At 60.4% G+C, this 13,331-nt stretch carries 8 protein-coding genes and 3 rRNA genes; 6 read left to right on the top strand and 5 right to left on the bottom strand.

Features of this window, described 5'->3' with window-relative positions; translation table 11 throughout:
• The first annotated feature begins 142 nt into the window (after positions 1-142).
• The gene (locus tag GUY23_RS18585; RefSeq protein ID WP_228282767.1) at positions 143-319 is read left to right on the top strand and encodes a hypothetical protein; all 177 of its coding nucleotides are present in this window, start codon (positions 143-145) and stop codon (positions 317-319) included.
• A gap of 333 nt (positions 320-652) precedes the next feature.
• On the opposite strand, the gene rrf is transcribed toward GUY23_RS18585, so the two are convergent.
• The 4 genes from rrf to GUY23_RS06355 form a co-directional block, all read right to left on the bottom strand.
• Positions 653-771: ribosomal RNA gene (gene rrf, locus GUY23_RS06370) — 5S ribosomal RNA — on the bottom strand.
• A 176-nt stretch (positions 772-947) separates the two neighbouring features.
• Positions 948-4,070 (bottom strand): 23S ribosomal RNA (locus GUY23_RS06365).
• Between the two features lie 423 nt (positions 4,071-4,493).
• Positions 4,494-6,020, bottom strand: a 16S ribosomal RNA gene (locus tag GUY23_RS06360).
• Together the 16S, 23S and 5S rRNA genes form the textbook arrangement of a ribosomal RNA operon.
• A 577-nt stretch (positions 6,021-6,597) precedes the next feature.
• The gene (locus tag GUY23_RS06355; protein WP_407647381.1) at positions 6,598-7,272 is read right to left on the bottom strand and encodes an SOS response-associated peptidase; all 675 of its coding nucleotides are present in this window, start codon (positions 7,270-7,272) and stop codon (positions 6,598-6,600) included.
• A gap of 52 nt (positions 7,273-7,324) precedes the next feature.
• On the opposite strand from GUY23_RS06355, the gene GUY23_RS06350 reads away from it, so the two are divergent.
• The 5 genes from GUY23_RS06350 to GUY23_RS06330 all read left to right on the top strand — a co-directional run bounded on the left by GUY23_RS06350 (position 7,325) and on the right by GUY23_RS06330 (position 12,167).
• Positions 7,325-7,840, top strand: a complete 516-nt coding sequence (locus GUY23_RS06350) for a MarR family winged helix-turn-helix transcriptional regulator (RefSeq protein WP_166970709.1) — start codon at positions 7,325-7,327, stop codon at positions 7,838-7,840.
• 150 nt (positions 7,841-7,990) lie between these two features.
• The gene (locus GUY23_RS06345) at positions 7,991-9,157 is read left to right on the top strand and encodes an acyl-CoA dehydrogenase family protein (RefSeq protein ID WP_166970707.1); all 1,167 of its coding nucleotides are present in this window, start codon (positions 7,991-7,993) and stop codon (positions 9,155-9,157) included.
• Position 9,158: 1 nt separating this feature from the next.
• Complete coding sequence (locus GUY23_RS06340; RefSeq protein ID WP_166970705.1) at positions 9,159-10,214, top strand: enoyl-CoA hydratase/isomerase family protein; 1,056 nt, start codon at positions 9,159-9,161, stop codon at positions 10,212-10,214.
• Positions 10,211-10,987 (top strand): enoyl-CoA hydratase, encoded by a 777-nt coding sequence (locus GUY23_RS06335; protein ID WP_166970703.1) that lies wholly within the window; start codon positions 10,211-10,213, stop codon positions 10,985-10,987. Before GUY23_RS06340 ends, GUY23_RS06335 begins: the two co-directional genes overlap by 4 nt.
• A 208-nt stretch (positions 10,988-11,195) precedes the next feature.
• The gene (locus GUY23_RS06330) at positions 11,196-12,167 is read left to right on the top strand and encodes an NAD(P)H-dependent flavin oxidoreductase (RefSeq protein WP_228282766.1); all 972 of its coding nucleotides are present in this window, start codon (positions 11,196-11,198) and stop codon (positions 12,165-12,167) included.
• Positions 12,168-12,279: 112 nt separating this feature from the next.
• Here the strand turns inward: GUY23_RS06330 and GUY23_RS06325 are convergent, their stop codons facing one another.
• Positions 12,280-13,329 carry an App1 family protein gene (locus tag GUY23_RS06325; protein WP_166970699.1) on the bottom strand — a complete coding sequence of 350 codons (1,050 nt, stop codon included), beginning with the start codon at positions 13,327-13,329 and terminating at the stop codon, positions 12,280-12,282.
• Between the last annotated feature and the right edge of the window lie 2 nt (positions 13,330-13,331).

Below are 13,331 nucleotides of genomic sequence, written 5' to 3'. Positions count from 1 at the left end.
TCGCAGCGATCGCCCGCGGAGGCGTGAGACGCAATGGTATTCAGGCCTTCCTCGTCGACTGGGATTCCGGCAGTGATGAGCAGGTCGCCCGGAACCTCGCTCAATATCACTGGGCGACACGTGCGAACCTCACCCTCGAGGAGTGTCGGAGAAGCTCGGCTACTCGCCCAACGGTGACCAACGAACCATCGGCCAGGATGGGAGCACCCAAATTGAGAACAAGATAGTGCTTCGCTCTGAGGACTACCGACACCAGCCTGGTGAGGTCAACGTGACCGGTGCGGAACCGGTCCGTGCCTTCCTCGGCCTCAGCTCCTGATGCCGCGGTTCGATCGCCTCATTCAGGCCGTAGCCCACCTGTGGACCCGAGCACCATTCGAAGAACGCGTTCCGCCTTGAACGAGAAATAAGCCGAGTAAAAGACGACCGGCTTGGCCTCGAGTGCACCGTGCACACCGACCCTCTCCCAGCAAGAGCGGACGAACCCACAGCCACATCTTGGGCGGCCGCAGGAGAACGACCGGATGCACCGCTGCAACGGCAGGTGAATACACGAATGGCCCCGCTCAGCCCAACAGGGTCGAACGGGGCCATCCCCACACACATAGGAAGGAGGGAGCCCGCACAAACGGACTCCCTCCCGTAAAGAATATTGCGGCAGTCACCTACTCTCCCACAACCACCAAGTTGCAGTACCATCAGCGCGAATGGGCTTAGCTACCGGGATCGGAACGGTTAACCGGGCGTTTCCCCACCACTATCACCACCGCAAAACCACACAGACCACCACCACAACCCCACAAAAAAGAGGCCTCAGGCGGTAGTGGTCCAAGAACCGCACAGCGAACGCGAACACCCCTGATGCAACACCCCACAAGGAGCGGATCTTCAAACAATCATTCAGAGCAACAAAACTCGCACACACACACCAACCACAATTTTGTTGGTTGAGTGAGTGATCGGTGTATTAGTACCAGTCAACTCCACACATTACTGCGCTTCCATACCCGGCCTATCAACCCCATCATCTATAGGACACCTCCCCTGCCTCAAAGGACAGATGGAAATCTCATCTCGGAGCAGGCTTCCCGCTTAGATGCTTTCAGCGGTTATCCATCCCGAACGTAGCCAACCAGCCATGCTCCTGGCGGAACAACTGGCACACCAGAGGTTCGTCCGTCCCGGTCCTCTCGTACTAAGGACAGACCTCCACAAATTTCCTACGCACGCAGCGGATAGGGACCGAACTGTCTCACGACGTTCTAAACCCAGCTCGCGTACCGCTTTAATGGGCGAACAGCCCAACCCTTGGGACCGACTCCAGCCCCAGGATGCGACGAGCCGACATCGAGGTGCCAAACCATGCCGTCGATATGGACTCTTGGGCAAGATCAGCCTGTTATCCCCGAGGTACCTTTTATCCGTTGAGCGACCACGCTTCCACAAGCCATGGCCGGGTCACTAGTCCCAGCTTTCGCTCCTGCTCGACACGTCCGTCTCACAGTCAAGCTCCCTTGTGCACTTACACTCGACACCTGATTGCCAACCAGGCTGAGGGAACCTTTGGGCGCCTCCGTTACTCTTTAGGAGGCAACCGCCCCAGTTAAACTACCCATCAGGCACTGTCCCTGAACCCGATCAGGGTCCGAAGTTCAGGAATCCACTATGGTCAGAGTGGTATTTCACCGATCGACTCCACCCACACTAGCGTGCAAGTATCCTTGTCTCCCACCTATCCTACACAAACCACACCGAATCCCAATACCAAACTATAGTGAAGGTCTCGGGGTCTTTCCGTCCTGCTGCGCGTAACGAGCATCTTTACTCGTAATGCAATTTCGCCGAGTTCGTGGTTGAGACAGCAGAGAAGTCGTTACGCCATTCGTGCAGGTCGGAACTTACCCGACAAGGAATTTCGCTACCTTAGGATGGTTATAGTTACCACCGCCGTTTACTGGGGCTTAAATTCTCCGCTTCACCCACAAAAGGGTTAACAGGTCCTCTTAACCTTCCAGCACCGGGCAGGCGTCAGTCCGTATACATCGACTTACATCTTCGCACGGACCTGTGTTTTTAATAAACAGTCGCTTCTCTCTGGCCTCTGCGACCACCACCAGCACATCCCACCGCAAAGGGTGGTTCACCGGGATGGTCCCCCTTCTCCCGAAGTTACGGGGGCATTTTGCCGAGTTCCTTAACCACGATTCTCTCGATCACCTTAGTATTCTCTACTCGACCACCTGTGTCGGTTATAGGGTACGGGCAACACACACCCTCACGTCGATGCTTTTCTCGGCAGCAGAGGATCACCAGATCACCCCACCAAATGTGGGGCGCCCATCAGCTCTCACACCATGTGTGGGGACGGATTTGCCTACCCCCACGTGCTACCACCTTAGACCGTGACTACCATCGCACGGCCTGGCTACCTTTCTGCGTCACACCTCACGCTTACCGACTCCACACTCAGGTCCCCCCAGCATCCCCAACAACAGATCCGAAGACCCATAGGAGGAGTTTGGGGGTTAGTTTCGTGTGTTTTGGTACTGTCGGTTGTGTGTCGGTACCAGAATATCAACTGGTTGTCCATCGACTACGCCTGTCGGCCTCGCCTTAGGTCCCGACTTACCCAGGGCGGATTAGCCTAGCCCTGGAACCCTTGGTCATCCGGTGGACGGGTTTCTCACCCGTCTTTCGCTACTCATGCCTGCATTCTCACTCGAGACGCCTCCACCACTAGTTCACACTGCAGCTTCACCGGCGACTCGACGCTCCCCTACCCAACACCACACCATTACGGTTATACGTGGTGCTGCCACAACTTCGGCGGTGTACTTAGCCCCGCTACATTATCGGCGCTCAATCACTTGACCAGTGAGCTATTACGCACTCTTTCAAGGATGGCTGCTTCTAAGCCAACCTCCTGGTTGTCTTCGCAACTGAACATCCTTTCCCACTGAGCACACGCTTAGGGGCCTTAGTTGATGGTCTGGGCTGTTTCCCTCTCGACAATGAAGCTTATCCCCCACTGTCTCACTGCCACGCTGAACCTTGACTGGCATTCGGAGTTTAGTTGACGTCAGTAACCCGGTGGGGCCCATCAGCCATCCAGTAGCTCTACCTCCAGCAAGAACCACGCAACGCTGCACCTAAATGCATTTCGGGGAGAACCAGCTATCACAGAGTTTGATTGGCCTTTCACCCCTAACCACAGGTCATCCCCTCCATTTTCAACTGAAGTGGGTGCGGGCCTCCACGCGCTCTTACACACGCTTCACCCTGCCCATGGCTAGATCACTCCGCTTCGGGTCTAGGACACGCGACTGTAACGCCCTATTCGGACTCGCTTTCGCTACGGCTACCCCACACGGGTTAACCTCGCCACGCACCGCTAACTCGCAGGCTCATTCTTCAAAAGGCACGCCATCACAGCCATCAAGATGCTGCTCTGACGGATTGTAAGCACATGGTTTCAGGTACTCTTTCACTCCCCTCCCGGGGTACTTTTCACCATTCCCTCACGGTACTCATCCGCTATCGGTCATCAGGAAGTATTTAGCCTTACCAGGTGGTCCTGGCAGATTCACACGAAATTCCACGAGTTCCGTGCTACTCGGGTATCTACACACCATGCGGCAGCAGTGTTTCGTCTACGGGACTCTCACCCACTCCGGTCCTGTTTCCCACCAGGTTCGACTACACCACACACTCACACAGCCCGGCCATGCTGAACCAGAACATGCACACCCCACAACACCCACGCAGCAACACCAGCACGCTCTCACACTACGAAGGTTTAGGCTCATCCAGTTTCGCTCGCCACTACTCCCGGAATCATTATTATTTTCTCTTCCTGCGGGTACTGAGATGTTTCACTTCCCCGCGTTCCCCCCACATGCCCTATATATTCAGACACGGGTCACCACCCTCACAGATGGCGGGGTTTCCCCATTCGGACACCCTCGGATCAACGCCCGTTTATCGGCTCCCCGAGGCTTATCGCAGATTTCCACGTCCTTCATCGGCTCCTGATGCCAAGGCATCCACCATGCGCTCTTACACACTCACCCCACCCCATCAAAAGATGGTCGGCATGCGTGTGCGCGAAAAAATATTTCATCACTCTACGATGATCACAAGAAAATCACATTACATCACACCACACACACTGTGTGCGGTATGGATGCTCGCGTCCACTATACGATTCTCAAACCACTACCAAACACCACCCACAAACCCAACCACCATTGTGGCTGCCCGTGGTGCGGGTCGGTCCTGTTGGTTGAAACCACACCCAACACCGAAGTGTCGGGGTTTGTGATTCCAGGACCCAATAACGTGCCCGTTCTAGCCCACCAGTTCCCCACCGTCACACAAGGCACATACCTTGACGACGCTGAGCCGATGAGCGGGAGTTGTGATGTTCCACCCTTGAGCTCCCAACCATGACCACGCACGGGCCACGCGTTGGGGTTCTGATGTGCGCTCCTTAGAAAGGAGGTGATCCAGCCGCACCTTCCGGTACGGCTACCTTGTTACGACTTAGTCCCAATCACCAGTCCCACCTTAGACGGCCCCCTCCCACAAGGGGTTGGGCCACCGGCTTCGGGTGTTACCGACTTTCGTGACTTGACGGGCGGTGTGTACAAGGCCCGGGAACGTATTCACCGCAGCGTTGCTGATCTGCGATTACTAGCGACTCCGACTTCACGTAGTCGAATTGCAGACTACGATCCGAACTGAGACTGGCTTTAAGGGATTCGCTCACCCTCACGGGTTCGCCTCTCTCTGTACCAGCCATTGTAGCATGCGTGAAGCCCAAGACATAAAGGGCATGATGATTTGACGTCATCCCCACCTTCCTCCGAGTTGACCCCGGCAGTCTCCTATGAGTTCCCACCATCACGTGCTGGCAACATAGAACGAGGGTTGCGCTCGTTGCGGGACTTAACCCAACATCTCACGACACGAGCTGACGACAACCATGCACCACCTGTACACCAGCTCCAAAGAGAAGAACTGTTTCCAGAACGGTCCAGTGTATGTCAAGCCTTGGTAAGGTTCTTCGCGTTGCATCGAATTAATCCGCATGCTCCGCCGCTTGTGCGGGCCCCCGTCAATTCCTTTGAGTTTTAGCCTTGCGACCGTACTCCCCAGGCGGGGCACTTAATGCGTTAGCTACGGCGCGGAGAACGTGGAATGCCCCCCACACCTAGTGCCCAACGTTTACGGCATGGACTACCAGGGTATCTAATCCTGTTCGCTCCCCATGCTTTCGCTCCTCAGTGTCAGTTACAGCCCAGAGTCCCGCCTTCGCCACCGGTGTTCCTCCTGATATCTGCGCATTTCACCGCTACACCAGGAATTCCAGACTCCCCTACTGCACTCTAGTCAGCCCGTACCCACTGCACGCGCAACGTTAAGCGTTGCGTTTCCACAGCAGACGTGACCAACCACCTACGAGCTCTTTACGCCCAATAATTCCGGACAACGCTCGTACCCTACGTATTACCGCGGCTGCTGGCACGTAGTTAGCCGGTACTTCTTCTGCAGGTACCGTCACTTCCGCTTCTTCCCTGCTGAAAGCGGTTTACAACCCGAAGGCCGTCATCCCGCACGCTGCGTCGCTGCATCAGGGTTTCCCCCATTGTGCAATATTCCCCACTGCTGCCTCCCGTAGGAGTCTGGGCCGTGTCTCAGTCCCAGTGTGGCCGGTCGCCCTCTCAGGCCGGCTACCCGTCGTCGCCTTGGTAGGCCATTACCCCACCAACAAGCTGATAGGCCGCGAGCCCATCCCCAATCGAAAAACTTTCCACCAACCCTCATGCGAGGGAAGGTCGTATCCGGTATTAGACCCAGTTTCCCAGGCTTATCCCGAAATCAGGGGCAGGTTACTCACGTGTTACTCACCCGTTCGCCACTCATCCACCCAAAGCAAGCTTCGGGCTTCAGCGTTCGACTTGCATGTGTTAAGCACGCAGCCAGCGTTCGTCCTGAGCCAGGATCAAACTCTCCATAAAAAACATGGTACGAATGAATCCCAGCAAGACAGCCAACCCCTCACGGGGTGAGAAGGTTGACCAAAAAACAACCAAACACCCGAAACGCTCACCCCACTATGTTGCGGGAGGTTCGGCGAAGAACCACCCACACGAAGGATGAACACAGATGCTTGGCCGTGTGATTGTCTCACCAGAAAATAAAATGTTCTGGCATCACAACTTGTTCAAACAAACACGCTATTGGATTCTCAAACCACAAACACACACCCATCACCACACACAAGCGTGTTCACTGGGGGTATCAGTTTCTGTTGTGCACTTTTCGTCTTGCGACTCGCTGTGCCAGCGGATGTCTACTCTACATGGTTGTTCCGGCCCGTGCAACTCGAAGTTCATCTTCGTTTTACCCGAATCGTTCCCGATGAGAGCGACTGTCGCCGTTCCTTGCGGCTCGGCAACCCGGACAACGATACACACATCATCATCGGTGCGCAAAACGACGTCGAACGCTGGCCGTTCGACGCTCGCGCCGACAGTTGCACGGGCCTCAGAACAGCCGTCGAAACCTGCCCGACTTCCGCTTGAGGATCGGTTGTCAGCCGACCGGCTGGGTGAGCTCCGGAGTGTCATTGCGGACATTGCCCACTGCCTTGCCGACCTTGTGTCGGGTCACACTTGCAGGGTCGACGTGATCCAGGGTCGCAGCCAACAGTTCGGGGACGTCGTTGCTGAGCACTCCCGGGTCGATCCAATCATCGATGCGCTCACGCCCGAGGAACACCGGCATTCGGTGATGGACTTCGGAGAGATGTCCAGCCGACTCCATGGTGAGGATCGACGTCGAAACCAGCCAGCTCTCGTCCGGCTGCTTCCAGAACTCGAAGAGACCGGCCATGAACAGAGGGTCCTTGCCCGCGGCGCTCATCATCCACGGCTGTTTGCCGCCCTCCGCCGTCTCCCATTCGTAGTAGCCCGGGATCGGCAACGCACAACGGCGGCGCCTGATCGCCTGCCGGAACATCGGTTTGTCCAACACGGTCTCGGATCGGGCGTTGAAAGCCTTGAAGCCGATCTTCACATCCTTCGCCCACGAAGGAACCAGGCCCCATGACGCGGTCTCAAGTCTGCGATGGAGCTGACCCTCTTCATCGAGGCGCTCGACGACGATCGGGACGAACGATCCCGGTGGAACGTTGTAGCGCGGCGAATAGTCATAGGAGACGACGTCCAGCCGAAGCTCATCGGCGAGATCCGCCGGATCGAGAGACATATTGAGTCGACCGCACATGCGCCCATCCTCTCACTTCACTACACTGTCGACAATGGCGGCAGAAGAGAAGACACCCAGCAGACTCGACCCGATCGAGGAGTCCCGTCGGCAATGGTTGGCCCACGGATGGACCGAGGCCGCCGACGGGATGACGACGGTGATCTCGGTGATGAGGATCCACCAGCTCTTCCTGGCCCGAGTCGATGCCGCGCTCAAGCCCTTCGCCCTCACCTTCTCCCGCTACGAAGTCCTCACGCTGCTGTCCTTCACCAGGTCGGGCACACTGCCCATGTCGAAGATCTCGGCACGCCTGCAGGTCCATGCCACCTCGACGACGAACTCCGTCGACCGCCTGGAGAAGGCCGGCCTTGTCGCCCGCCGCAGCCATCCCGACGATCGTCGCACCACGCTCGTCGACCTCACCGACGCCGGCCGGGCACTCGCCGCACAGGCGACGACTGCCCTCAACGCCGAAGTCTTCTCCTCTCCGGACTTCTCCGGCATCGATCTCGATTCCCTCCTCCCCCACCTCGCGACGCTGCGCTCAGGTCTCGAGGACCACAGCTGAGCGGACAGGGACTCCACCCCTCCCCGGCCCTCCCCTGCACTGAACACGGCAACCGCGGAGCCGCCTCGGCGCTCATTTAGTTGGACGTCCAAGTAATTGCGACGTATCGTGGTGCCAGTCACCCTTTTGCGCCGGATCACTGGAGGAATCATGTCCCGCAGCACAGCAGCTGCCCTGCCCTTCGGTCTCACTGACGAACAGCAGACCGTCTCCGGAATGGTGCGCGAGTTCGCCGATACCGAGATCGCCCCGCACGCCCTCGAATGGGATGCCGAACACTTCTTCCCCGTCGACGTGATCAGGAAGTCCGCCGAACTCGGGATGGGCGGAATCTACGTCAGCGAAGAGGCCGGCGGAACCGGGATGGGCCGCATGGATGCGGCCCTGATCTTCGAGGCGATGTCGACCGGATGCCCCTCGGTCGCCGCCTATATCTCCATCCACAACATGGTCGCGTGGATGATCGACAAATTCGGCAACGACGACCAGAAGGCGAAGTACCTCACTCCCCTGGTCTCGATGGACCACCTCGGCAGCTACTGTCTGACCGAACCCAACGCCGGCTCCGATGCCGCGGCCCTGCGCACCTCGGCGCGGGAGGACGGTGACACCTACGTTCTCAATGGCGTCAAGCAGTTCATCTCCGGCGCGGGCACCTCGGAGACCTACCTCGTCATGGCCCGCACCGGTCAGGACGGCTCCCGCGGAATCTCCGCCTTCATCCTCGAGAAGAACATGGAGGGACTGAGCTTCGGCCCCAATGAGCAGAAGATGGGGTGGCGCGCCCAGCCCACCCGCCAGGTGATCATGGAGAACGTGCGCGTGCCGAAGGAGAACATGCTCGGCGAGCCCGGGCAGGGATTCAAGATCGCGATGTCCGGCCTCGACGGGGGTCGCCTCAACATCGGCGCCTGCTCTCTCGGCGGCGGGCAGTCGGCTCTCGAGAAGGCCATCGTCTATATGGGCGAGCGTCAGGCCTTCGGCACCGAGCTCTCCGGTTTCCAGGCGCTGCGCTTCGAGGTCGCACAGATGCAGGCCGACCTCGAGGGCGCCAGGTCACTGCTGTGGCGAGCGGCGAACGCCTACGACGCCGGCGATCCCAACACCTCCCTGCTGTCCGCGATGGCCAAGCTCAAGGCCACCGACACCGGCTTCGACGTCGCCAACCGGGCACTCCAGTTGCACGGCGGCTACGGCTATCTGACAGAGTATGGAATTGAGAAGCTGGTTCGTGACCTGCGCGTCCACCAGATTCTGGAAGGCACCAACGAAATCATGCGCGTGATCATCTCGCGCAAGAGCACAGGAGTGGGCTGATATGACAGAACCTTCGGCACAGGCGGCGGACGAACCCGTCATCACCTCGGTATCCCACGGGGTTGGCCGAATCGAACTCAACCGACCGAAGCTGATCAACGCGCTCAGCCAGGACATGGTGGGCGCCATCGACGACGCCCTCAACGCTTGGCGCGACGACGACTCGGTCTCCATCGTCCTCGTCACCGGTCGCGGAGAACGCGGCCTGTGCGCAGGCGGCGACATCAAGGCCGTGTACAACGACATCGTCGCCGGCAGCGATGAGAACGCGGAGTTCTGGAACCGCGAGTACAAGATGAACTACGCGATCTCCGAGTTCCCCAAACCCTACGTCGTGATCATGAACGGCATCACCATGGGCGGCGGGGTCGGGATCTCCGGGCACGGCTCGCACCGCATCGTCACCGATTCGACGAAGGTCGGAATGCCCGAGACCGGAATCGGACTCTTCCCCGACGTCGGCGGCACACACCTGCTGGCCAATGCTCCGGGAGAGCTCGGCACCCACCTCGCTCTGACCGGTCAGCCGGTCGGCCCGGGCGCCGCGATCGCCCTGGGACTGGCCGACCACTTCGTTCCCGATGCCCAGGTCCCCGAGCTCATCGACGACCTCACCGCCGGTGAGGATCTCGACACCGTCATCGGCAAGTACGCAACCGAGGCACCGGAGAACGAACTCGCCGAGGCGGCCGACTGGATCGACGAATGCTACGTGGGCGACAGCGCCGAGGACATCGTCGCGGCCCTCGCCGCGCATGCCGATCCCGCTGCGCAGGCCACCGCCGAGCTCATCGGGACCAAGGCCCCCACCTCGGTGAAGGTGACCCTGGCCGCCGTCCGCAACGCCGAGACGATGACGCTGGCCGAGGTCCTCGAACAGGACTACCGCGTCGCGGTCACCCTCACCGGGCTGCCCGACCTCAAGGAGGGCATCCGCGCCCAGGTCATCGACAAGGACCGCAATCCGAAGTGGAACCCGGCCTCTCTGTCCGAGGTCAGCGACGAAACCGTCCACTCCATCCTCACCACCGATCACGAAGAGAAGGTGTTCTCATGAGCGAATTCGAAACCATCCTGACCGAGGTCGCCGACGGAGTCGCGACCATCACCCTCAACCGCCCGAAGGCGCTCAATGCGCTCAATCTGCAGGTGCTCACCGAGGTCACCGAGGCGGCCGCCGGCTTCGACGCCGACGACTCGGTCAAGGCGATCATCATCACCGGCAGCGACAAGGCCTTCGCCGCCGGCGCCGACATCAAGGAGATGTCGAGTCTCGACTTCGCCACCGCCTACAAGGCGGACTGGTTCGCCGGGTGGACGCGACTGACCGACGTCCGCAAGCCGATCATCACTGCGGTGGGCGGCTTCGCGCTCGGCGGCGGCTGCGAGCTCGCGATGATGGGCGACATCCTCATCGCCTCGACGAAGGCGAAGTTCGGCCAACCCGAGATCAACCTCGGCGTGCTGCCGGGCATGGGCGGATCACAGCGTCTGACCCGCGCGGTCGGCAAGGCGAAGTCGATGGACATGTGCCTGACCGGACGGATGATGGGCGCCGAGGAGGCCGAGCGTTCCGGACTCGTCGCTCGCGTCGTCGAGCCCGAAGAGCTCATGACAACGGCCAACGAGATCGCGCAGACGATCGCAGCCAAGTCCCGGATCGCCTCGGCGATGGTCAAGGAGGCGGTCAACACCGCGTTCGAAACGACCCTGGAACAGGGGCTGCGCTACGAACGCCGCCTCTTCCACTCGACCCTGGCCACGAACGACCAGACCGAGGGCATGGCCGCCTTCGTCGAGAAGCGCGAGCCGGACTTCACGGATTCCTGAGCACAGCGACCGGCCCAACGATGGCGCAGACTCAGCGGGGTCTGCGCCATCGTCGTCTCCGGACGGAGGCGGCCCGAGAACCTGCGCACCGCCTCGGCGAGGGGGGCAACGGTCCGCGGAATCGACAGCCAGCCGATGTGGCGGATATCGCATTTAACAAACGTTCAGTTAGAGTGGGAACATGCATTCATCGACTCAAGGAGGCATCGTGAAACCACTCACCGATCTGCGCTCCCAGCTGCGTCTGCCCGTCTTCGCCTCGCCCATGTTCATCGCCTCCGGGCCCGAACTCGTCAAGGCTCAGTGCCGGGCCGGGGTGGTCGGATCCTTCCCCACGCTCAACGCGCGCCCGGCATCACAGCTGACCGACTGGCTCGACGAGATCACCGAATCGAACGCCGAATACTCAGAGACCCACCCGGATCGACCGGCCGCCCCGTTCGCGGTCAACCTCATCGTGCACCGGTCGAACAATCGCCTCGAGCAGGACCTCGCCGAGGTGGTCCGACACCAGGTCCCGATCGTCATCACCTCTTTGGGCGCCCGTGAGGAAGTCAACGACGCCGTCCATTCCTACGGCGGCGTCGTCCTCCACGACGTCATCAACAACCGCTTCGCGCACAAAGCTGTCGAGAAGGGAGCCGACGGAGTCATCGCCGTGGCCGCCGGTGCCGGCGGCCATGCCGGCGCCCAGTCCCCGTTCGCGCTCGTCCAGGAGATCCGGTCCTGGTTCGACGGCCCCCTGCTGCTTTCGGGAGCCATCGCGCACGGTCGCTCGATCCTGGCTGCCCTGGCCGCCGGCGCGGACTTCGCGTACGTCGGTTCGGCCTTCCTGTCCACGCCCGAGGCGAACGTCGTCGACGACTACCGCCAGATGATCGTCGATTCGGGTGCCGAGGACGTCGTCTACTCGAACTACTTCACCGGGGTCAGCGGCAACTACCTGCGCGGATCAATTGTGAACTCCGGGCTCGATCCCGATGATCTTCCCGAATCCGATCCGTCGAAGATGAACTTCGCGTCCGATCCGAACTCGGATGCGAAGGCCTGGCGCGACATCTGGGGTTCGGGCCAGGGCATCGGCGCGCTCGGCACGCAGCGCACGACCGGCGAGCTCGTCGAGACCTTCGCGGCCCAGTACGAGACGGCAAAGGCAGAGCTGCGGGCACGCCTGGGCTGAGCTGCCCAAGCACTTCTCAAAGACCAGCTAGACCTCCATTTGCTACCTGACGGCGGCCCAGCAACCTCGCGCGAGGTTGCTGGGCCGCCGTCAGGTAGTAAGTGGGGGCGGGTCAGATGGTCGAGATGATTCCGCGTTCAGTCAGGCGGGAGGACAGTCCCGCACCGTCCGGCGCATAGATCCACGGCACTCCCTGCCCGCGACCGTGGCGCTTCGAGCGGCCGCCGGCCCACACCGCCTCACCGACGGTGAGCTGACGGATGGCCACAGCGGCGACGTTCTCCGGATGGTTTTCGACGAATTCGCCGTAGACCTCTTCGTCCTTCTGCCCGTCGTCACCGATGAGCAGCCACTTCATCCACGGGAACTCCCGGGACAGCCGCTCGAGCATATTGCGCTTGTGCTCCTTGCCCGACCGAAAGACCCGCGTCGTCGTCGGACCCCAGTCCGTGAGCAGCAGCGGCCCCATCGGATAGAGGTTGCGGGAGAGGAAGCGTTTGATCGTCAGGGCCGAATTCCACGCGCCGGTAGACAGGTAGATCATCGGGGTCGACGGACGCATGAAGGTGATCCGGTCATAGAGCACAGCCATACCCGCCACAGGTGAACGCGCATGCTCGCTGAGGACAAACGTGTTCCACGCGGCGAGGAAAGGCCTGGGCAGCGAGGTGACCATGACGGTGTCGTCGATGTCGGAGATGATCCCGAAGGTCGAGTCCTCACCGATGATGCGCACAGCCGCAGAGTCGACGAGGGAACCATCGGTCCACAATTCGATCTCCGTCTCCCCCGGCTCGAAGTCGCCGGGAATGACCGTATCGATGATGCCGCCCCGGTCCGAGGTGACCATGTGCTCTTCGTCGTTGACCCGCACCCACGCCGTGTCATTGGGCAGAGGCACGCTGACGAAGGACTTCCACCCGCGGATACTCGCGTGGATGTCCGCCGCCGGCTGCCCGTTGGGAGTGAGCACCAGACGTCCGAGGACCCGCACCCAGCCGGTACCGCCGTACGTGTCGTAGGCGATGACGGTGCGCTGATAGCTGTGGTCGGTCGCCCGGTTCTGGATCCACCCGTTGAACCGGTCCTCCACCCGCGCAGCGGTGTGCAGCATGTCCGGTGTGAGATTGAGCGGACCCTCCTCGGGCTTCTTCCTCGCCATGA

The organism is Brevibacterium atlanticum (assembly GCF_011617245.1).
GTDB lineage: Bacteria > Actinomycetota > Actinomycetes > Actinomycetales > Brevibacteriaceae > Brevibacterium > Brevibacterium atlanticum.
Note: the sequence above shows the minus strand (reverse complement) of the source record. Positions and strands in the feature narration are given on the sequence as shown.